Here is a 21,224-nt window from a genome sequence, read left to right as displayed (position 1 = left end):
CGGCTGCTCCGTAGCATGTGCAGCCTTGTATCGGCATCCCACAATTTCGGTGTCACTCAGGCCGGTCAGGGAGCCTCCTGTCTCCCCGCGCTCTTTCCTCCACTGGCGTTAAAAGACAGGGGGAGGTGGCCCGGTTGCGTCTCTCTCACGGCGCACCGGGCCATTTTCATGGGCAGGTACTGTCGCTGCGCAGATCGGCCGCCCCGGCCCCGCGCACAAAATTCCACCTAATTTACATTGCCCCCGGCGTTTGCGGCTTTTTCCATTGGACAGCGCTTGCCGGTGACGAGCCTGAGGCGCGATCGGGAAAATCGTTTTGCCTTTTCGGGGAGGGGCGTGTGAACAGGATATTGCTTGGCTGTGCGATTGCCGTGCTGGTGGCCGGCTGTGTGGATACCGGCACATTGGTGCTGCCCTCCGCCTATCGCTCTTCGACACCGCAGGAAGCGCCGCCCTCGCCGGGGCTGGGGCTTTCGGGGCAGGACGGTGTTGTCACCGCGCTCGCAGGAAACGACCTGCTCGGCGCGACCCTCGGCACGGAGGGAACCGTCAATACGCTGCTCGGCGGCACCAATGCGGTGAGCGAGCAGTTCCCCGCCGACAGCCTGTCCCAGCAGCCATTGGGCGATGCGCTCGGTCAGGCGGTCGGGGACAATCTGACCCCGCAACTGGCGCAGCTGGCCGACCCCGGCCTTGGCGCATCGGGTGAAGACAGCCCCGTCACGCAATTGCTTGGCGGCGATCCGGTTGGTGCGCTGATCGGCACGGAGGAAGGCGCGGTTCCAGTTCTTGTGGCCGGAACCGATGGCGGGATTCTCGGAACGGTCCTGTCGCCCGTAACCGGCAGCCTGCCGGAAGGCGCCTCGCTCGCCCCCGTGACGACCCCTGTCATCGACGCGCTTTCAACCGTAAAATTCCCCGACACGGGCGGTTCCGGCGATAGCGGCGGCAATAGCCTGGCGCCGCTGACGGATGCGCTGGCGGGCGTGACAGGCGGCGTCCCCTCGGCGGGCGACAGCTAGGCGGCGGAGGAGGGCAGCCCCGTCAGCCCGTCTTGGTCTTCGAGGCGATATAGGCGCGCCAGCCGCCAAAGCCGCTCACATCCTCCGCGCCCTCCACGGCAAAGGCTTCGCAGATGAAGCCCTTGGCGCTCGTCCCGTCGGCAAGCGTCAGCGTGCCGATGCCGAGCGGCGAGGGGATGTTCGACACGAACTTGCCGAAGCCTTCGGGCGTCAGGCGCCAGACTTCCGCGGCAATGGCGACACCGTTCTTCTCGTTGCGGATGAGACCAGGTTTGGCCACCGGCGTGGTGGGAAGCGCATAGAGCCGATAGTCCGGCGTCGTCGACATCGCGCGGTCGAACACCGCATCGAGCTCGGTGAGTTCGCGATTGAGCGGCATGCCCGAAAGATGAGCCCCCACCACGACGAGCTCGATCTCGCCCGGCGCGCCAACGATCTTCGCGGGCTGTGTCTCGGGCAGGCTCCAGCCCGTCGCGCCCAGCGTCACGCCGCTTGCCGCGTGAAGATCGCGTGCGACGGCGGCGGTGAGCCAGTCCCGTCCGGCGCGCGCGAGCAGGGTAACGCTCGCGGGCAGCCCGTCGCCGCGTGTGCCGGTCGGCACCGCGAAGCCGCACATGTCGAGCAGGTTCACGAAATTCGTATAGGTGCCGTTGCGGCTGTTGGTGCCGATGGGGTCGGCGAGCACCTCGTCCACCGTGTAATGCGTCGGCGCGGTGGGCACGCAGAAGAGGTCGACGCTGTCGATCACGGGCGCGAGTGTGCGTTTTGCCGCCTGCAACGCATAAAGCCCCTTGAAGGCATCCGTCGCGCTGAGTTTGCGCGCGCCGAGAATAATCTCCGCCGTTACAGGGTGCAGCGCGCTTTCATGCTCTGAGATGAAATTCTCGATGGCGGCATAGCGCTCCGCCACCCACGCGCCTTCGTAAAGGAGATCGGCCACGGCGTAGAAATCGCCGAACGGAATTTCCACGATCTGGTGGCCCTGCCCGGCGAGCATCTTAAGGGCGGCCTCGTAAGCCGCCTCCATCTCCGTGTCGCCGAAGAATTTCCGGTCCGCTTTGGCCGGTACGCCAACCTTCAGCACCGGCGGCGTGGCGCCGAGCGATGCCGTCGCAAAATGCCGTGAATAGGGATCGCTCTCGTCGAACGCGGCCATCACCTGAAAGGCTTCATAGGAGTCTTCCACGGTGAGCGCGAAAACGGAGACGCAATCGAGTGTCCGGCAGGCAGGTACCACACCGCTCGTGGACATTGCGCCCACTGTCGGCTTCAGCCCGACGATATTGTTGAGCCCGGCGGGCACGCGGCCCGACCCCGCCGTATCGGTGCCGAGCGCGAAGCTGACGATGCCGCGCGCCACGGCAACCGCCGAGCCGGAACTGGAGCCGCCCGGCACCAGAGAAGGGTCGACGGCGTTTTTCGGCACGGGGTAGGGCGTGCGCACCCCCACAAGCCCGGTGGCGAACTGGTCGAGATTGGTCTTGCCGATACACAGGGCGCCAGCCGCCTTGAGCCGCGCGACCGTGACCGCGTCCTCCTGGGCGACATATTCGAATGCCGGGCAGGCCGCCGTGGTGGGCATGCCGGCGACATCTATATTGTCCTTCACCGCGAAGGGAACGCCCCACAAAGGTTTGTCGAGGGGCGGTTTGTCGGGATCGGGCGCGCCGAGCGCCGCCGCCTCGTCGAGCAAGGCCTGCTTGTCCGCGAGATGGATGAAGATGCCGGGATCGTCCGCTTTCGCCAGCCGCTCGAAAACGGTCTCGACGACCTCCGCGGGCGTCAGCCCTTCTGCATAGCGTTTGCGCAGGTCCGCTATCGTAAAGGGCATACTCGTCACCGGCTTCGTCCTTTTCTTCTTGCAGCGCCGCGTGAAAGGCCCGGATTTCAGCCCTTTCCGCCGCGTTTTTCATGAGCGTATATCCAGAGCCTAGCAAGCCCGGTGCCATGCGCGCCCGCGCATTTGGCTCATTTGGGTCATGCGATGCTAGCCGGCTTTGCGGCAGGTTGGCGTCATGGGATTTCGGGTTGGGAGCGCGTTATGACGGCACGGCATTATTTCTATTCCGCAACGCTTGGGTTTTTCATCTTTCTGATGACGGTGGCGGGCTCGCTGCTGGCCTGACGCGCCAGGCGCACTGAAAAATCATTCCCTCACAGTGACTTCGGCCAGATTTTCGTCTTGCATCACACGGCGTCCGGGGGCCGTGGGTTGGCCCTCGGCGTGCTGTATGCAATGGTGACCCTCGAAAATCACACGAGAACCGTCGGTATCTGGCCAGTTTGGGGGCATCCTGTTCTGGCGGGGTCCGCCATCTGCGGTCTCTCGTCTTTCCGCCAAAATAGCGAGAGGGTCATATATGTCCGAGAACGGCAACAGCGAGAAATCTTCTTTATTTCAAGCCAGCGCCCCGGTCTTTATCGGATCCGTCGTGCTGATTTTTTCCGTGCTGGCCATCGTCTGGTTCCGCGACGTCGACGACACCCTGGCCTTCGTGACCTCGATCCAGAATTTCATCGTCGGCAAGTTCGGCTGGTTTTACGTGTTTGCCGTTGCCGTCTTCATCGTCTTCGCGCTGGGCGTGGCGATGAGTTCCATGGGCAGCATTCGCCTTGGACCGGACGATTCGGAGCCGGATTTCTCGACCTTCTCCTGGTTTTCCATGCTGTTCAGTGCCGGCATGGGTATCGGCATCATGTTCTACGGCGTGGCGGAGCCGATCATGCACTATTCAAATCCGCCCGTGGGGCCCGCCGAAACGGTGGGCGCCGCGCGCCAGGCGATGGAACTGGCCTTCTTCCATTGGGGGCTTCACGCCTGGGCGATTTACGCGGTAATGGGGCTTTCGCTCGCCTATTTCGGCTTCCGTCAGGGCTTGCCGCTCACCGTCCGCTCGGCGCTTTATCCCATTATCGGCGATCGCATTCACGGTTGGATGGGGCATGTGGTCGACATCTTCGCCGTGCTGGGCACCATGTTCGGCGTTGCGACCTCGCTCGGCCTCGGCGTCATGCAGGTGAATGCGGGCCTCAGCTATCTCTTCGGCATTCCGCAAGACACCACGGTCCAGGTCATCCTGATCGTCGTCATCACGCTGATGGCGACGACATCGGTGGTATCGGGCATCAATGCGGGCATTCGCCGCCTGTCGGAAATCAACCTGCTGCTCGCCGTGCTGCTCATGCTGTTCGTGCTGGTGATGGGCCCGACGGTCTTCCTGCTCACCGCCACCGTGCAGAACACCGGCGCCTATCTGAGCGATCTCGTCAACAAGACCTTCACGCTCTACGCCTATCAGCCGAATGAATGGATCGGGAACTGGACGCTCTTCTACTGGGGCTGGTGGATTTCCTGGTCGCCCTTCGTGGGCATGTTCATCGCGCGCGTATCGCGCGGCCGCACGATCCGCGAATTCGTGATCGGCGTGCTTCTCGTGCCCTCGGCTTTCACCTTCCTGTGGTTCACCGTCTTCGGCAACACGGCGCTGGAGCTGCAGATGGCCGGTACCGCCGACATTGTCAGCGCGGTGAATGCCGATGTGGCGGTGGCGCTGTTCAAGTTCCTGGAAAATCTGCCCTTCGCCTCGATTTCGATGGGCCTTGCCACGATCTTGGTCGTGACCTTCTTCGTCACCTCGTCGGACAGCGGCAGTCTCGTGATCGACATCATCACCTCCGGCGGGCAGGAAGAACCGCCTGTCTGGCAGCGCATTTTCTGGGCGCTGACGGAAGGCGTGGTCGCCGCGCTCCTGCTTCTGGCAGGCGGCCTCGTCGCCTTGCAGACGGCGGCCATCACCACGGGCTTTCCGCTCGGCATCATCCTGTTGCTGGTTTCCTACGGCCTCTTCCTGGCCCTCAGGCGGGAAACGCAGCGTCGTGACACGCTGCAATCGGCACATGGCGTGTCGGCGGCCACGGCGCCCGCCGTGCCCTGGCGGCAGCGCCTCGGCACGTTGTTGAACCAGCCGACAAAGGAGCGCGCCGTCGGCTTCCTCAAGGGCACGGTGATCCCGGCGCTGGAGGACGTGGCGGAAGAAATCCGCGGCCGCGGGCTCGATGCGCAGGTGGTCACCGAGGACGACAGCGCCATGCTGACCGTCTCTCATGGCAGCGAGGACGAGTTCCAGTACGGTGTCACGATGAAAGGGGTGAATATCCCGTCCTTCGCCATCACCGAACTGGAAGGCAAGAAGGCCGAGAGCCGCAAGGTGTGGCGCATCGAGGTTTCCCTGCGCGAAGGCGGGCAGCGCTACGACATCATGGGCTACACCAAGGAACAGGTGATTTCCGACCTGCTGGCGCAATATGAGCGTCACATGCATTATTTCCACATGCATGTCGTGAGCTGATTTGCGCTGCGAAGGAGGACCGAATGGCGGGAGAGGATGCGTCGCTCTATGCGTTGATGGAAAGCAACTTTTCCGTCGACCGCAATCGCATCGCGATGGAACTGCCGGATCGTGGCGGCAGCGCCTGGAGTTTTGACGACCTGTCGGAAGGCGCGGGCCGCTATGCCGGGTTCCTCGACGCTCTGGGGCTGAAAAAGGGAGACCGGGTGGCGGTGCAGGTCGAGAAATCGCCCGAAGCGCTGCTCGTCTATCTCGCTTGCCTGCGCGGCGGCTTCGCCTTCATGCCGATGAACACCGCCTACCGTACCGAGGAGGTGGATTATCTCGTCGGCAATGCCGAACCCGCCCTCGTCATTTGCGATCCGTCCCGCGAAAGCGAAATTGCGGAGATCGCAAACCGGCAGGCCGGTGCGAAGGTTCTGACGCTTGATGCGGAGGGCAAGGGAAGCCTCGCCGATGCGCTGGCCGCGCATGGCAATGAACAATTACCGCCGGTTCCTTGCGCGCCGGAGGATCTCGCCGCCATCCTTTATACCTCCGGTACGACGGGCAAGCCCAAAGGGGCCATGCTCTCCCATCGCAATCTGGCCTCGAACGGTCTCGCACTGCGCGACACCTGGCGCTTCAGCGCAGACGACGTGCTGCTGCATGCCCTGCCAATCTTTCACGCGCACGGGCTTTTCGTCGCCTGCCATTGTGCATTGCTGTCCGGCGCACGGATGATCTGGCTCGGGAAGTTCGACCGCGACCGCGTGCTGGCGGAGCTGCCGCGCGCCACCGTCTTCATGGGCGTGCCGACATTCTACACCCGGCTTCTGGCGGGCAGCGGCCTCGATGCAGAGGCGGTTCGCAACATGCGCCTCTTCACCTCCGGCTCCGCGCCGCTTCTCACCGAAACCTTCGACGCGTTCCGCGAGCGCACCGGCCACACCATTCTCGAGCGCTACGGCATGACCGAAACGGGCATGAACGCGTCGAACCCCTATGACGAAGAGCGCCGCGCGGGCACGGTGGGCTTTGCGCTGCCGGGAACGGAAGTTCGCGTGACCGACGACAATGACAATGTGTTGCCGCAGGGCGAGACGGGCGGATTGCAGGTGCGCGGCGCGAATGTGTTTTCAGGCTATTGGCGGATGCCGGAAAAATCAGCCGAGGAGTTTGCCGAAGGCGGCTGGTTTCGCACCGGCGATGTCGCGCGCATCGACGAAGACGGCTATGTGCATCTGGTCGGGCGCGCCAAGGACCTCATCATCTCGGGGGGCTTCAATGTCTACCCCAAGGAGATCGAGGAAATCGTGGACGATATGCCGGAGGTCGACGAGTCGGCCGTCATCGGCGTACCGCATGCCGACTTCGGCGAGGCGGGCGTGGCGCTGGTCGTGCTGCGCGCGGGCGAAGCGCTCGATGAAGAGACCTTGCTTGCCCGTCTGAAGGAAAGGCTTGCGAATTACAAGGTGCCCAAGCGCGCCTTCTTCGTGGAAGAGCTGCCGCGAAACACCATGGGCAAGGTTCAGAAGAACCTGTTGCGCGACGAATATCGCGAGACCTGCCGCCCCGCGGCCTGACCCCTATTCCGCCTGAGCCTTATTCGACTTCGAACTTGTCGGCTTCGACTTCGGGCTTGTCGGCGGAGCGGCGCCTTTCCGTCGGCGCGTCGCCCCGGCGGCGTCGCCGGTCCGGGCCGACGAACTTCTCGCTACGGATCATTTCGCGCGGCTTCAGGATCGCGGTTTCCATGCGCGTGACGAGTTGCTGGAACGAATAGGGCTTGCAGAGAATTTCCGTCACGCCCGCATCGCGCGCATTGATGATGGATTCCTGCGTCCGCTGATGCGTGACATAGACCACGGGGATCGGGGCGAGCTTCTTGTCGTCGGCGGAACGAACGGCGCGAACGACCGACAGGCCGTCCAGCGGCGGAAGCAGGTCGTCGATGATGGCGATGTCGATCTTGTGCTTGCTTAGAATCTCGAAGGCGTCCTCGCCCGTCCCCACGCTCCAGATATTCTTGACGCCCAGCTCGCGCAGGAACCCGCGCAACAGGCTTGCCATATCCTTGGCATCCTCGACCACCAGCGCGTTGAGCCTGGCATAGTCGCGCTGCGAGAGCTTGCTGGATGTTTGGGCAGGGATGTGTTGGGCGATAGCCATGTCTCGAATTCCCGAATCGCAGAAGGTCACCTGTCGGGAGTATCCGCCAAACTGATTATCGATTGGTTAGAGGGAGGGGCCATACGGCTCAGCCCGTGAACCGTTTTTTCCCAATAGAAAGGGTGCCGCAAAAGCTGAAAAACCGCTTTCACCGCGGCGGCTGAAATGAGCATCCAATAGGCGGGCATGGTGAGCGTGTGAGCCATCAGGGAGAGGCGCCCGCGCCGTTTTGCGGCGATCATCCCGGCAAGGATCGACAGGGAATAGCCGGAAATCAGCACGGAGAGATTGAAACCGGTCAGCCAGTGAGCGCCGAAGAGGCCGCCGAGCCCGTGCGCGGCAATGATGCCGCCGGCCACGATATAAAAGAAGGGGTGCGCGAAGGTGGCGAGCGTGAACCCGCCGATCACCAGCTGGAACCCCAGAAACCCTGCCGGTCCGAGCGAGCGGCACAGCGATACGGGATGCCGCATGCGCACCAGCCATGTTTGCAGCCAGCCCTTGATCCAGCGCGAGCGTTGCCGGACCCAGTTGTGCAGCCGGCAATTGGCTTCTTCTTCGGTGGTGGAGCGGATAATGCCGCAGCGATAGCCGCGCGTGGCAAGCCGGATACCGAGATCGGCATCCTCGGTGACATTATGCGGATCCCATCCGCTTACCTCTCGCAGGACATCCGTACGGAAATGCGTCGATGTGCCGCCAAGCGGGATGGGCAGGCCCAGCCGCACCAGCATGGGCAGCATGAGATCGAAAAAGGATGCATATTCGATCGCGAATTGCCGCGTCAGCCAGTTCTCGCTCCAATTGTAGTAATTGAGCTGTGCCTGCAGGCAGGCGAGTTTCGGATCGTTCAACCGGAAGGCCGCCACCGCCTTGAGGAGCTGGTTCGGCTCCGGCAGGTCTTCGGCGTCATAGATGACGAGATATTCGCCCCGCGCGAAAGGTAGCGCGAAATTGCAGGCCTTGGGCTTGGTCTGGGGCGCGCTTTCCGGCACGCGGATGAAATCGAAATGGCCAGGTAGGTTCAGAGCCTTGGCCGCTTCGTAGCTCTCCGCGTCGCATGCCTCGAAGATCAGTTTGATGTCGAGTTTCGAGGGCGGGTAGTTCAGCCGTTTGAGCGCATCGGTCAGCGGCGGCAGCACATTGGCCTCGCGGAAGAGCGGCACCATGATCGTGTAGACAGGCAGCTCGTCGACAGGGCCCGGTCCATGCCGCTCATAGGCAAGCTCTTCCGCCGTTTCGCGTCCGGCGGCGCTCAGCAGGATGGAGACCCCCCGAAGCGCCGACACGGCGAGAAAGCAAATGCTCAGCACGACACTGAACACGGCCAGTGCCGTCTGCGGGTATAGCGCCGTCAGCAGCGCCGCGCCCGCGGCGAGAAGCGGCAGCGCGATGCACTGGCCCGGCGACAGGCGCATCGCGGCGGAATCCTGAGGCGCATGCGTCATGAGCCCGCGTACTGCCCGCTCCGTCAGTTCGTCTGCATAAAGCGCTTCGATGGCGCGGCGGATTTGCCGCGCGGACCCGGCCCACATGGCAAACGGTCCCGCCACCAGATCCGCGACGGCCTTCTTCGCCAGGGACGGATCCGCCGCGACCCATGTCACCTTTCCGTTCCGGCGCCGCCAGGGCAGGCATTGATGGGCGATGCAGAAATCGAGCGACGGCTGCCCTTCGGTCCGCGCGCCAGCGATCCCGCTATCGGGCGGCGCTTCTTCCAGATCGACGAACGGAACGCCGTTCTGGCGGGCCACAAGGCGGCCGATATCGTCCGGCCCTGCCTTGCCTTCGGCCATGAGAACGTCGCCGATGCGGCTGCCGCTTCGCCTTTGCTCGGCCAGAATGGGGTCCAGCTCGCGCCGGGAGACGAGGCCGCTGCGAAGGGCCAGCGTGCCGAGGAGGGGCCATTTACGGCGCACCCGCAGGGGGCGGGGCCGCGCCCGACGGGAGGGAGAGTCTGCACGCTTCGAATGAAGAGCAGATCGCATAGGCCTGCCGGGTTATTGGAAAACGAAAAAGAAACCGATGTCTTTACATAGGTGATTACACAGATGATATTCCGTAATATCGGTCTGGTAAATCCTTTTTCGGCTGAATGTGGGCCGGGCATGCCTCTTGCTGAGAGAAGGCGAAATGGCCGCCTTTCTTTCATTTCGCATGGATGGGAGACAGTCCGCGGCAATTTGTTTCACAATGGCACGGGTAAGCCGTGCAATCGGGGGTTTCGGGGCGGGTATGCGTTTTCTGGCCTATCTGAATTTGCTGGCGATCATCCTGATAGCAGGAGGTCTGGCCCGGCATTACGAGGGAACGAAGTTCGCCGAGCCGGTGAACCGGTCGGCGTCGCACGAGGCATCTCCCGATGCGGGCGCGCCGGAGACCGGATCGGTCGACATGGCCTCGGTGGGCTTGAGGGCATCCGCTGCCGCGCCGACGCAGGAACCCCCTGAAGAAAACCTCGCTGACATAAACCCCGCCGACAAAAACCCTGTTGAGGAAAAACCGGCCGCGACCGGCGAACCGCTGCCCCATGGGGTGCCGCTCGTCAATCCGCGTCTCGCGGCGAAAACGCCTTTGGAGATACCGGCGGAGACCCCTGTGGAAACTGGCACGCCCGAAAAGGAAGCTGAACCGCCGTTTGTCCTGACCGTGCTCACCGAGGGCGATTATCCGCCCTTCAACTATCGCAACGACAAAGGCGAGCTGACCGGCTTCGATGTGGATCTGGCGCATGCGCTATGCGACAGGCTCAAGGCGCAATGCAGCTTCGAAACGAAAGCATGGGAAGCGCTTCTGCCCGCCCTCAAATCCGGCGACGGCGACGTCGTGATCGCCTCCATGCTGATCCCGAGCGCGCCGCGCGCCGCGCCGCCGCATGAAGAGGGCATCGTCTTCACCGGCGCCTATTATTCGACGCCCGGTCATTTCGCCGTGCAGAAATCCGGCGGTTTCCCGGCCAGCGCGTCGGGGCTCGCAGGCAAGCGCGTTGCGGTTCAGGCGGGGTCCGTCCATGCGGCTTTTCTCACGCATCATTTTCCGGGCGTGGAAGCCGTCGATGTGACGACGCTGAAAGATGCCGAGCAGGCTCTCGCGAAAGGCAAGGTCGACTATCTGTTCGGGGACCGGAACGCATTGCTGCGCTGGCTCAGGACGGGCGGGACATGTTGCCGCCTGGCGGGACCGGATTATGACGATCCTTCCTGGTTCGGGCAGGGCGCGGGGATCGCGCTGCGCGGCAAGGACGAAGCGCTGCGCAAGCGCATGGATGCTGTGCTCGCAAGCCTTGTCGCGGACGGCACCTATCGGCGCATCTCGTCGCGCTACTTTTCTCAGAGTATTTATTGAAGCGATCCTAGGAAAAGTGGGGACCGGTTTTCCGTCCGGGATCGCGATATCAAAGAGAACAGAGAGTTAGCTCTTCGCCTAGTCGGCCATCAGGTCGCGCGGGCGGCCGAAGAAGACCGGCGTGCCCTTGCCTTCCTTGAGGTCGGCCCAGTGGTCGATGTCGAAATCGAAAACGATGAACCCGCCCGTCGGCACGCCGCGCGAAATGCGCAACGACACCTCATCGTCGGGATCGACCGCCAGCGCCATGGCCAGCAGCACGAGCCCGGGATTATGTCCGATCACCAGCAGCGTATCCGCGCTGTCGGGCGCGCGATGGATTTCCGCCAGCATCTGGTCCGGCATCGCATGGTAAAGCTCTTCGCGATAGATCACGGGCACATCGTCGCCCAGTTCTTTCATCATCGGTGCACAGGTGTCCTGCGCGCGCGTCGCGGTGGAACAGATCACCGTGTCGGGGCGGTAGGGGCAGCTGGCAACATAGCCGGCCATGAAGTCCGCCGCCTTCGCGCCGCGCTCGTTCAGCGGCCGGTGGAAATCGTCGCGGGCCGGGTCCGACCAGTCGGACTTGGCATGCCGAAGCAGGCAGAGGCGTTTCATACATGTCGCTCCCGGCGCGGTGCGCGCCCGGCAAAGGGCAGCCAGAGGCTCCAGCCCAGATATTGAGGATTTGGCGCCGGATAGTCGGCAAGCCCGATATGCATTTTCTCGTGCCCCTCCCGCGGCTCTGCCCGATAGGTGGAAAACAGCCGGTCCCAGACAGACAGGTTGAAGCCGAAATTCCTGTTGTGCTCCTCGGGCCGCACAGAATGATGCACACGGTGCATGTCCGGCGTCACGATGACAAGCCTGAGCAAGCGGTCCGCCCAGGCGGGTATTTCGATATTGGCATGATTGAACATGGCCGTCGCGTTCAGCACCACCTCGAACAGGATGACGGCCGCCGCCGGAGCTCCCAGCAGCGCCACCGCGCCCATCTTTATGCCCATGCTGGCGAGAATTTCAAATGGATGAAAGCGGATGCCGGTGGTCACGTCGATATCGGTATCGGCGTGATGGACCCGGTGCAGCCGCCAGAACAGCGGCACATGGTGGAAAAGCACATGCTGCGCATAGACGAGAAGGTCGAGCGCGAGAAACGAGAGGATAAAGGCGAGCGGCCATGGCGCGCTCAGCCAGTGGAAGAGCCCGAAGCCCGCCCGCTCCGCCTCCAGCGCCACACCCACAGCCAGCAGCGGCACGGCAATGCGCAGGAGCAGCGTACCGCCCGCCGACAGCAGCAGGTTCGTGGTCCATCTGTGCCAGCGCGGCGCGGACAGCCGCCGCCGGGGCGCGAATATCTCCCACAGCGCCATGGCAAGCAGCACCCCACCGAAGGCGGCAAGGCGCAGTTGCGGTTCGTGGAGGGACAGGAATTCGCTCATCTGGACCTGTGCATGATGCGCCTCATTGCGCTCGCGCACAGGTTACAGGATCGCGCGGCCTTGCGAAAATGAAGCCGCGATCACAAGCATGCGAGGAAATGCCGCGTAGCTCACTCGGTCATATGGCGGGCGCGGGCGCCGCGTTCGATCGCGGCGGCGGTCAGCTTGTCCACCCCCAGCGCCTCGCGCAGCATCTGCAAAAGGCGGAGCTCTTCCGCCTTGACGCTCATATCGGCGCTGGCGATTTCCACGGCGACCGCATAGCCCGTCTCGCGCAGATAATGCGGCAGCGCGTCCTTGGCGAGCCCGAAAACCGCGTCGAGGCCGCCATCTTCCTGCAGGATTGAGGCGCATTCCCGGGCCACGGGGATGAGCTTTTCCTCGCTGAAATTGCTGAAAATGGGCAGCGTTTTCACGATATTCCCGATCTCCTGCAGTTCATTGTCGCTCATGGCGCGGTCGACGGCGCTCATGGTGACCATGATGTAGATAAGGGCGTGCTGGGGGGAGATCGTGGACATGCGCTTCCTCACGGTTGATCGGGCGAGCGGAGCTTACGGATTGATGCAGGCGGCGGCAAGGTCGCTCCCCATCGCCGCGCTCACGGCGCGTCGGCGCCGATAAAGCCCTTCACTTGCGCGATCGCCTCGGCAAGGCCCACACGCTGAACTTCCACGCCCGGCGGAAAGGCCGTGGTGAGCCGTGTCGGCAGGCGCGCATCCAGCGTCACGAAAACGCCCCTGTCGCCGGCCCGGCGGATCAGGCGGCCGAAAGCCTGTTTCAGCCGCAGCCGCGTCAGCATGTCGTCATACCGGCCCTTGCCGAAAATCTCGCGCCGCGCCTTGTGCAGAATGTCCGGGCGCGGCCAGGGCGTCCGGTCGAACACGATCATGCGCAGGCTGTCGCCGGGCACGTCCACGCCGTCGCGCACGGCATCCGTTCCCAGCAGGCAGGCATTGCGCTCCGCCCGGAAGATGTCGACCAGCGTGCCCGTGTCGAGCATGTCCACATGCTGCGCATAAAGATTGAGACCCGCTTCGCCGAGCGGCCCGCCGATCCGTTCATGCACGGCACGCAGGCGATGGATCGCGGTAAAAAGGCCGAGCGCGCCGCCGCCCGAGGCGCGGAAGAGTTCGCGATAGGCTGCCGAAAGCTCATCCACCTTGTTGATGTTCACATCGCGCACCACCAGCACGCGGGACTGCGCGGCATAGTCGAAGGGAGAGGGGCTGAAGGCGCGCTTGGCGGGGACGACGAGATGGCCTGCGCCGGTGCGTACTTCCGCCGAGGTCCAGCTGTCCTCCGCACTCCCGTCTGCGTCTTCCGTTTCCGGCAGGCCGTCCCGCAAGGTGGCGGAGGTGATGAGCACGCCCTGCGCAGGTTCCAGCACCGCTTCGGCGAAGGGAAGAGACGGATCGCGCCAATGCCGGTGCATGGCGAAATCCATTTCGCGCCCGAATTGCCGTTCGATGGAAAACCAGTCCACGAAATCTTCCGGCGTCGTGCCGCCAAGGCTCGCAAGCATGTTCTGCCAGGCGGGGATGTGAATGCGCGCGCGCCGGTCGAGCCCGCGTATGGCGGCATCCATGCGAATGCGCAGCGAGGTGTCGAGCTTGTCCGCCTCGTCGTCGAGCCGCGCCCGCAGCCGGTCGGAGATGAGCCGCATCGGCCCGGCAATTCGTCCCAGCCCGTCGCTCAGCTTCTTGGCCGCGTCTACCAGCCCGTCCACCGGCGGAAAGGTTTCCGCTTCGAGGGAAAAGCCGATATTGGCGTCTTCCACACGCGCATGAACCTGCTGGCGGACCAGCGTCAGAAAGTCTTCCGCCGCACCGCGCGGGCTGCCGTCTGCAAGCCGCGTCGTCCAGCCGGGACCGGGCAATGCCGCGGCGGCGGAAAGCAGTGCGTCGAGCGCCTCTTCCGCCGTCTCGCTCTCGCCGATGAGATCGCCGACACGCTCCTGGATACCGCGTCCGCGCCGCCGCCTCTGTCCTTCCGAGCCGCGGATCCAGCGCCGGAGCTCTGCGGCTTCGAGCCCTGAAATGATGGAGGAAAAGGCGCTGTCCGCCGCCTCGAAAATGTGATGACCCTCGTCGAAGACGAAACGGCCCCGTGCCTCGCGCCCGCTGGGCTCCTCGTCCTCGGCGCCCGCCGCGACGGCTTCTTCCGCCTTTTGCGTATTCTGCGGCGGCGCAAAGGAGGCGGCGAGGTCGAGGGCGGCCTGCCGCATGACGAGCGCATGGTTTGCCACCACGATGTCGGCCTGGCGTGCTTTCCGGATCGCGCGCTCGATGAAACATTTCCTGAAATGAGGGCAGGCGCTGTAGACGCATTCGCCGCGCCGGTCGGTCAGCGTCACGCCGCCCCGTCCCGCCATATTGGCGAGCCTTGGGCCGAGCCAGGCGGGGAAATCGCCCCCCACCATGTCGCCGTCGCGGCTTGCCCGCGCCCAGCGCGTGACGAGGCCGATTGTGACGGCGCCGCCTCCCAGCGCCGCCCGGCCGGCGATCTCCTCGAAATTGAGCAGGCAGAGATAATTTTCCCGGCCCTTGCGGACCACCGCCTTGCGCGCCTTCTCCGCCGGATCGGGATAGAGCCGCGAAAGCTCCTGATCGAGCTGGCGTTGCAGGTTCTTGGTATAGGTCGAAATCCACACCGTGCCCTGGTTGCGTTCCGCCCAGAGGCTTGCCGGCGCGATATAGCCGATCGTCTTGCCGATGCCGGTACCGGCTTCCGCCAGCACCACTTCCGGTTCGCCGGTCTTGCTGCGGGGCGCGAAGGCGAGCGCGGCGGTGGCGGCGAAATCCTTCTGGCCGGACCGGGCTTCCGCGTTCGGTCCGGCTAGTTCCGCCAGCCGTTCCTGCGCTTCCTCTGCGCTGACGGGGAGCGCGCCCGGCGCAGGCCGGGGCGGCTTGTCCTCCCATTCGGGCAATTCGTTCCAGACATCGAAGCCGCGCCCGGCAGGCGGCTTGCCGTCGCGCCCCAGCACATCCTTCATCGCGTTGAGAACGCCCGGTCCCCAGGCCCATCCGCCCTCGGCCATGCGAAAGGCGGTGCGCGCGGCGAAGGGCCGGTCGGGCAGACGCGGATTGGCAAGGATGCGCAACATATGCGCCGCCGCCTCATGCAGCCTGATGGCCTGGTCTTCCGGCGTATCGGCGGAGGGCAGGCCGAGGGCGCGGAACAGTCCCTCAGGCGTCGGCAGGCAGGGTTGCGCCGGGAAGGTGAAGGCGAAAAGCTCCAGCAGGTCGAAGACATGCGGCCCAGCTTCGCGGAAATGGGGATCGCGGACATTCGGCGAGCGGGCGATCCGTCTTGCGGTAAAGCCGCCATGCACCAGTATCACGGGCTCCCGCTCGATCAGGGCCAGCGCCGCTTCGGCCGAAAGCTCCTCGATCTCGCCATCCGGCGTCACGGACACGGCGCCGCCAGCGCCGCCGCCCGAAAGCGGCACCAGCGCAGGGACATCCGGCAATTCCATCGATTCGGGGTCCGTGTCGGAAGGCATGCTTCGTCATATCATGCCCCTGCGAGGAATGCCCATGACCGGGGCGGACGGCGCAGCGGCGAGGGCGTCAGGCGCCCAGGCTGGGATAGGATTGCGCCAGCGCATGCCAGGTGGCGGTGATTTGCCGTTCAAGACGCGGCACATTCGCGAAAGCGGCCTTTTCCTCACCCTTGTCCAGTGCTTCCCCGATCGCATGTGCGTTTTCCGCGATGGCGGCAAGGCCGAGATTTTCCGCCGCCCTGGCCAGTTCGGCGGCGCTTTCGCGCAACGCTTCGGCATTGCGGGTCGTCTTCGCGCCGCAGACATTGCGGTGGAAGACGAGCACCTTTTCCAGGCCCTCCACCAGATATTCGGTCAGGGCGTCGCCGGCCATCCCGTTCTCGATCTCGTACAGCATGCCGTGGTCCAGCAGCGGGGCGGTCCATATCTGTTGCTCTCCGCTGCGCGCGCTGTTGAGCGTGGCGAGATACTCGGCGGCCATGCCGGGTTCCTGCGGCAACAGGAACCAGAAGGTGCTGCCGAGACCCGGTACGCTGTCCACGCCGATCTGGCCGCCCATCAGATGGACAAGCCGGTCGCAGATCGGCAGGCCGAGGCCGAGGCCCGCGCTGTGGATCATGGCATTGTCGGCCTTTTCCTGCGGACCGCGCTCGAAGGTGTCGAAGACAAGCTGGCGCATATCCTCGCTGAGGCCGGGCCCCGTATCGGTCACCGAAAATCGCAGGAGCGTCGTATCCTCGGGCCCCTCCACCCGCGCTGCGCGCAGGACCACGCCGCCCTGATCGGTGAATTTGATCGCATTGTCGATCAGGTTGATCAGGACCTGCCGCAGTCGGTCCGGATCGGCCGTCATGGCCGCGGGTATATCGGTGGCGAGGTCGAGTTCGAGGGACAGGCCTTTCTTCGACGCCGCGTCCCGCATGGCGCGCACCACGTCGCGTGACAGCTCGGAGGGGTCGAGCTGGCGCGGTGCTAGCGTCAGGGTCTGCGTTTCCATCTGCGAAAAATCGAGCATGTCGTCGAACAGCCGCGAAAGCAGCTGACTGGTCGTTTCGATGCTTTTCGCCAGGCCTCGCGCGCTCCCGTCGAGAGCGGTCTTGCCCAGCTGCGCCGCCATGCGCGTCATGGAAGAGAGCGGCGCGCGCACTTCATGGCCGAGCATGTCGAGGAATGCGCCCTTCGTGGCGGCGGCGGCCTGCGCCTCGGCTTTGGCCCGTTCCGCCTCCCGTCGCTTCTGGTCCGCCGCAGCATGGGCGCGCGACATGCGCTCCAGCAGATCGGCATTTTCGAGTTTTAGCCGCACCGCCTCCCGGTAGGAGTGCTGGACATGACGCGTCCAGCCCGCGAGCGTTGCGAAGAACAGCAGCGCAAGCACGAAGATGGCGACCGAGATGGCGTCGCCGCGCAGCACGAACAGCAGGATGGTCGGGCTTGCGACGAAGCTCGTATAGACGAACACGGCAGGCGGATAGGTGGCCCGTGTCACAGCGGTGGCCGTGCACAGGACCGACAGCACGAAAGTGAAGAAGAATTGATGCGTGAGCGGCGCATGGGGGAGCCAGAGCCAGGCGGCCAGCCCCCATGTCGATCCGCTGAGCGCCGTGACGGCCGTATAGCGCTGCGCCCATTTCGAGGTATGGGCAACGGCCTCGGCATCCTCCCGGAATCCTCTTTTGACCCGGGAGAAGAGCATTTCCGCGACGCCCTGCACGGCGATGACCGCCGGCAGCGTCCAGATCGGGGCGTAGTAGGGAACGAAAACCAGCCCCACCACCACGATCCCCAGAAAGACCGTGATGCTGCTGCTGTCGCCGAGGCCGAAAAGGATGCGGAGAAGTTCCGCATTGAGGCGCGCCGTCATGTCCGCGGGCCGACGGATGGCGGGGATTTCCATCGCTTCGGGCTCTTCGTCCCTGGTTTGCGCGCTCACCTTATTTGCTCTCCGGCTCAACGATACATATGCAGGATACGCCCATATGGCGCAGGTCCCCACTGCCGCGTTGACTGTACTTAAAGGTCAGCATAGGGTCCGCGCGCTTGACAAAGCATTAAGTCCTTACACACAGGTCAAAAAATGCCGTCCGATACACTTCCGGCCACATTCGGTGAAGACGAAATTCTTGAAGCAGCCAGGGTTTCCAAAGCCTGGCCGTTCGAGGAAGCGCGAAAACTGGTGGACCGGCTGGAAAAAGAAGGCGGCGAGACGCGCACCGTACTGTTCGAAACGGGCTATGGCCCGTCGGGCTTGCCCCATATCGGAACTTTCGGCGAGGTCGCCCGCACGACCATGGTCCGCCATGCCTTCGAGACGCTGGCGCCCGGCGTGCCGACGCGCCTGTTGTGCTTCTCCGACGACATGGACGGGTTGCGCAAGGTGCCCGGCAATGTCCCGAACCAGGAGATGCTGGCCGGCTACATCAACATGCCGCTGACGCGCATCCCGGACCCGTTCGGCAAGTTCGAGAGCTTCGGTCACCACAACAATGCGATGCTGCGCGCTTTCCTCGACAGCTACGGCTTCGAGTATGAATTCGCCAGCGCGACCGACTACTACACCTCGGGCCGTTTCGACGAGACCCTGAGGAAGGTGCTCGAGAAGTTCGACGAGATCATGAAGATCATGCTGCCGAGCCTGCGCGAAGAGCGGCAGCAGACCTACAGCCCCATCCTGCCCGTCAGCCCGCGCACCGGCCATGTGCTGCTTGTGCCGCTCACCGAGCGCAATGCCGAAAAGGGCACTGTCTCCTATGAGGAGCCGGATACCGGCGAGATCGTGGAAGTGCCGGTCACGGGCGGCCAGTGCAAGCTGCAATGGAAGGCCGACTGGGCCATGCGCTGGGCCGCGCTCGATGTCGACTACGAAATGTCCGGCAAGGATTTGATCGACAGCGTAAAGCTCGCCTCCAAGATCTGCCGCGTGCTGGGCAAGAGGCCGCCGGAGGGCTTCAACTACGAACTCTTCCTCGACGAGGAAGGCAAGAAGATCTCGAAGTCCAAGGGCAACGGCATCTCCATGGATGACTGGCTGCGCTATGCGAGCCCCGAAAGCCTGCAATATTTCATGTTCCAGAGCCCGCGCTCCGGCAAGAAGCTCTATTTCGACGTCATTCCGAAGAATGTGGACGAGTATCTTTCCTCGATCGTGAACTTCCCGGAACAGGATCTGCGCACGCGGCTGAACTCCGCCGCCTGGCACATCCATGCCGGCAACCCGCCGGCTGAAAAGCTGCCCGTCTCTTTCTCGCTGCTGCTCAATCTGGTGAGCGCGAGCCATTCGGAAGACCACGATGTGCTCTGGGGGTTCATCCGCCGCTATGCGCCGGACGCTTCGCCCGAGACCTATCCGCGCCTCGACCATATGGTCGGCTATGCGATCAACTACTTCCATGACTTCGTGAAGCCGAACAAGACCTACCGGCAGCCGAGCGATCTGGAAGCGATCGCGCTTGCCGATCTGGCGGACCGGCTGGACGAGATGCCCTCCGATGCGGGCGCCGAAGCCTTCCAGACCGTGGTCTATGAAATCGGCAAGACGCATGGCTTCGAAAAGCTGCGCGATTGGTTCAAGGCGCTTTACGAAGTGCTGCTGGGCGAGACACAGGGACCGCGTTTCGGCTCCTTCATCGCGCTTTACGGCCGGGAAGAGAGCGTCGCCCTCATCCGTCGCGCCTTGGCCGGGGAAGACCTTTCCAAAGGCTGATCGCGCGAAATTCCGGCCGGATTGCGCCCCTGGCGCATATCCAGGCTTGCCGGGAGCCCCCTAAAGACCAATCATACCGTATGATATTTCACCTTTCGGCGCTTCGAGGGAAATGCGGCATGAGATGGGTCTCTTTATTGCTGATCCTCGTCCTGGCCCAGTGGGCCCAGCCGGCCGCTGCCATGTGGAGCGATCTCGACGCCGCGCGGGCGGCCTTCGATGACGGCGCCTTTTCGCGCGCCGCCGGGGTCGCGCGTGAAATCGGCACCGCCGAGGGATATACGCTCGCCGCCCACGCCGAAATGGCCCGGGGCGATCTCATCGAGGAAAAGGACAAGGTCCGCCTCGAATGCTATCGGACTGCGCTGGCGGATGCGCGAAAGGCCGTGGCTGGCGCGCCGGACAGCCCCGAGGCGCATCTGGCGCTGGCCATCGCGCTGGGCTTCGTGGCCCGCAGCGAAGGCGGCCTCGAAGCGCATATGCAGGGGCTGGGCGAGGAAGCCCGCAAGCATATCGACATCGCCCTGAAACTGGCGCCCGACAGCCCGTGGGCGCATGCGGCGCTGGGCGGGTGGAACCTCCAGATCGCCTATGCGGGCGGCTCTATCGGCGAGGCGATCTACGGCGCGTCGGTCAAGGCCGGCCAGCAGGCCTATGAACGCGCACTCTCTATCGACCCGGGCAACATCTCCATTGCCTATCAATATGCGGTCCAGTTGCTGGGCCTCGACGGCGACGCGCACAGGCGCCGTGCCGCCGAGCTGCTCGATATGGTGGTGGCGCACCGGCCCGCGAATGCGATGGAGCGGCTGCTGAGGCAATCGGCGGTAAATCTCAAACAGGCGCTCGATCAGGGCCGTCCCGAAAAGGCGATGCAACTGGCCGAGGCCAGGCTGGGCCGCGCCCGCTAAGGCGGCTACTGGAAGGCGGTTACTGGCTGGCCCAGAGAATGCGGGCGAGCCAGATCAGTTCCCGGGCCGGAACCCGGATCGTCTCATAGGCCGGGTTGAGCGACAGAAGCTCGATCTCGCCCTGCGTGCGGCGCCCCAAGGCCTTTGCCAGAACCTGACCGTCGGCGGTTTTGGCCACCACGCGGTCGCCGCGCCGGACAGAGGCATTGGGCGACACGATGATGATGTCGCCTGCCCGGTAGACCGGTTCCATGCTGTCGCCGGAGATTTCCAGCGCATAGGCATTGGGGTCGGCGATGGCGGGAAAGGCGATCTCTTCCCAGCTCCCGCCCACCGGAAATCCCGCATCGTCGAAAAACCCGCCGAGACCGGCCTGTGCAAATCCGATCAGCGGCACGCGATGCGTATGTTCGCCTGCCGTCTCGCCATCCTCGACCAGCGTCAGAAATTCGTCGAGGCCCGCGCCGGTCGCCTCCAGCACGCGCGAAAGGCTTTCCGTGCCGGGCCAGCGCGGCCGTCCGGCGGGGGTGAAGCGCTTGGATTTGTTGAAGGAAGTCGGGTCCAGCCCCGCCGCCCGGGCAAGCCCGGAAATGCTCAGGCCGCGATGCGCGGCCAGCTTGTCGATCGCGGCCCAGATGCGGGCATGGGTCATTTGACGCGGCATGCGGCAATCTCCCTTCCGGATATGACGCGAGCGCTGAATAAAATCCTATTCCCCCAATCTGGCATGATTTCGGGAATCGCGCCATATGGAGCGCGGCCCCGGCAGGCCCCGGCAGGCCCCGGCAGGCGACGGCGCGCCAGCTTGTGAGGGGGC

15 protein-coding genes are annotated in these 21,224 nt (G+C 64.2%); 6 read left to right on the top strand and 9 right to left on the bottom strand.

Annotated elements, in window-relative coordinates:
• Positions 1-338 precede the first annotated feature (338 nt).
• Positions 339-1,022, top strand: a complete 684-nt coding sequence (locus tag ACSSVQ_RS07590) for a hypothetical protein (protein ID WP_454181985.1) — start codon at positions 339-341, stop codon at positions 1,020-1,022.
• Positions 1,023-1,044: 22 nt separating this feature from the next.
• Here the strand turns inward: ACSSVQ_RS07590 and atzF are convergent, their stop codons facing one another.
• Positions 1,045-2,862, bottom strand: coding sequence for an allophanate hydrolase (gene atzF / locus ACSSVQ_RS07585; RefSeq protein ID WP_454181983.1), 1,818 nt, complete (start codon positions 2,860-2,862; stop codon positions 1,045-1,047).
• Between the two features lie 520 nt (positions 2,863-3,382).
• Here atzF and ACSSVQ_RS07580 point away from each other — a divergent pair.
• Positions 3,383-5,371 (top strand): BCCT family transporter, encoded by a 1,989-nt coding sequence (locus tag ACSSVQ_RS07580; protein WP_454181981.1) that lies wholly within the window; start codon positions 3,383-3,385, stop codon positions 5,369-5,371.
• A 23-nt stretch (positions 5,372-5,394) separates the two neighbouring features.
• The gene (locus tag ACSSVQ_RS07575; RefSeq protein WP_454181979.1) at positions 5,395-6,936 is read left to right on the top strand and encodes a malonate--CoA ligase; all 1,542 of its coding nucleotides are present in this window, start codon (positions 5,395-5,397) and stop codon (positions 6,934-6,936) included.
• A gap of 19 nt (positions 6,937-6,955) precedes the next feature.
• On the opposite strand, the gene ACSSVQ_RS07570 is transcribed toward ACSSVQ_RS07575, so the two are convergent.
• Positions 6,956-7,522: a response regulator gene (locus ACSSVQ_RS07570; RefSeq protein WP_454181977.1), complete on the bottom strand. Its 567-nt coding sequence runs from the start codon at positions 7,520-7,522 to the stop codon at positions 6,956-6,958.
• A 26-nt stretch (positions 7,523-7,548) separates the two neighbouring features.
• A complete protein-coding gene (locus tag ACSSVQ_RS07565; protein ID WP_454181975.1) occupies positions 7,549-9,441 on the bottom strand; it encodes a glycosyltransferase family 2 protein in 1,893 nt (630 codons plus the stop codon).
• Positions 9,442-9,757: 316 nt separating this feature from the next.
• Between ACSSVQ_RS07565 and ACSSVQ_RS07560 the strand changes: the two genes are divergently transcribed.
• The gene (locus ACSSVQ_RS07560; protein ID WP_454181973.1) at positions 9,758-10,867 is read left to right on the top strand and encodes a transporter substrate-binding domain-containing protein; all 1,110 of its coding nucleotides are present in this window, start codon (positions 9,758-9,760) and stop codon (positions 10,865-10,867) included.
• 78 nt (positions 10,868-10,945) lie between these two features.
• Here ACSSVQ_RS07560 and ACSSVQ_RS07555 read toward each other — a convergent pair whose 3' ends face one another.
• From ACSSVQ_RS07555 to ACSSVQ_RS07535, 5 genes are all read right to left on the bottom strand, one after another.
• Positions 10,946-11,467 (bottom strand): SixA phosphatase family protein, encoded by a 522-nt coding sequence (locus ACSSVQ_RS07555; protein ID WP_454181971.1) that lies wholly within the window; start codon positions 11,465-11,467, stop codon positions 10,946-10,948.
• On the bottom strand, positions 11,464-12,291 hold the full coding sequence (locus ACSSVQ_RS07550) for a sterol desaturase family protein (protein WP_454181969.1): 828 nt from the start codon (positions 12,289-12,291) through the stop codon (positions 11,464-11,466). The genes ACSSVQ_RS07555 and ACSSVQ_RS07550 overlap by 4 nt, the downstream gene beginning before the upstream one ends.
• A gap of 110 nt (positions 12,292-12,401) precedes the next feature.
• Complete coding sequence (locus ACSSVQ_RS07545) at positions 12,402-12,812, bottom strand: tellurite resistance TerB family protein (protein WP_293327396.1); 411 nt, start codon at positions 12,810-12,812, stop codon at positions 12,402-12,404.
• An 80-nt stretch (positions 12,813-12,892) separates the two neighbouring features.
• The gene (locus ACSSVQ_RS07540; RefSeq protein ID WP_454181967.1) at positions 12,893-15,796 is read right to left on the bottom strand and encodes an ATP-dependent DNA helicase; all 2,904 of its coding nucleotides are present in this window, start codon (positions 15,794-15,796) and stop codon (positions 12,893-12,895) included.
• 67 nt (positions 15,797-15,863) lie between these two features.
• Complete coding sequence (locus tag ACSSVQ_RS07535) at positions 15,864-17,726, bottom strand: sensor histidine kinase (protein WP_454181965.1); 1,863 nt, start codon at positions 17,724-17,726, stop codon at positions 15,864-15,866.
• Between the two features lie 144 nt (positions 17,727-17,870).
• Here ACSSVQ_RS07535 and ACSSVQ_RS07530 point away from each other — a divergent pair, with 144 nt between their 5' ends.
• Positions 17,871-19,496, top strand: a complete 1,626-nt coding sequence (locus tag ACSSVQ_RS07530; protein ID WP_454181964.1) for a lysine--tRNA ligase — start codon at positions 17,871-17,873, stop codon at positions 19,494-19,496.
• Positions 19,497-19,615: 119 nt separating this feature from the next.
• Complete coding sequence (locus tag ACSSVQ_RS07525; protein ID WP_454181962.1) at positions 19,616-20,407, top strand: hypothetical protein; 792 nt, start codon at positions 19,616-19,618, stop codon at positions 20,405-20,407.
• Positions 20,408-20,426: 19 nt separating this feature from the next.
• Here ACSSVQ_RS07525 and ACSSVQ_RS07520 read toward each other — a convergent pair whose 3' ends face one another.
• A complete protein-coding gene (locus ACSSVQ_RS07520; protein WP_454181960.1) occupies positions 20,427-21,071 on the bottom strand; it encodes a S24 family peptidase in 645 nt (214 codons plus the stop codon).
• Between the last annotated feature and the right edge of the window lie 153 nt (positions 21,072-21,224).

It is taken from the genome of Parvibaculum sp. MBR-TMA-1.3b-4.2, assembly GCF_053628815.1.
This window is presented reverse-complemented; position numbering and strand designations above follow the sequence as displayed.

Coding starts and splice junctions, on each gene's coding strand:
- ACSSVQ_RS07580 (WP_454181981.1), top strand. CDS start 3,383: ATGTCCGAGAACGGCAACAGCGAGAAATCTTCTTTATTTCAAGCCAGC.
- ACSSVQ_RS07575 (WP_454181979.1), top strand. CDS start 5,395: ATGGCGGGAGAGGATGCGTCGCTCTATGCGTTGATGGAAAGCAACTTT.
- ACSSVQ_RS07570 (WP_454181977.1), bottom strand. CDS start 7,522: ATGGCTATCGCCCAACACATCCCTGCCCAAACATCCAGCAAGCTCTCG.
- ACSSVQ_RS07560 (WP_454181973.1), top strand. CDS start 9,758: ATGCGTTTTCTGGCCTATCTGAATTTGCTGGCGATCATCCTGATAGCA.
- ACSSVQ_RS07555 (WP_454181971.1), bottom strand. CDS start 11,467: ATGAAACGCCTCTGCCTGCTTCGGCATGCCAAGTCCGACTGGTCGGAC.
- ACSSVQ_RS07550 (WP_454181969.1), bottom strand. CDS start 12,291: ATGAGCGAATTCCTGTCCCTCCACGAACCGCAACTGCGCCTTGCCGCC.
- ACSSVQ_RS07545 (WP_293327396.1), bottom strand. CDS start 12,812: ATGTCCACGATCTCCCCCCAGCACGCCCTTATCTACATCATGGTCACC.
- ACSSVQ_RS07540 (WP_454181967.1), bottom strand. CDS start 15,796: ATGCCTTCCGACACGGACCCCGAATCGATGGAATTGCCGGATGTCCCT.
- ACSSVQ_RS07530 (WP_454181964.1), top strand. CDS start 17,871: ATGCCGTCCGATACACTTCCGGCCACATTCGGTGAAGACGAAATTCTT.
- ACSSVQ_RS07525 (WP_454181962.1), top strand. CDS start 19,616: ATGAGATGGGTCTCTTTATTGCTGATCCTCGTCCTGGCCCAGTGGGCC.
- ACSSVQ_RS07520 (WP_454181960.1), bottom strand. CDS start 21,071: ATGCCGCGTCAAATGACCCATGCCCGCATCTGGGCCGCGATCGACAAG.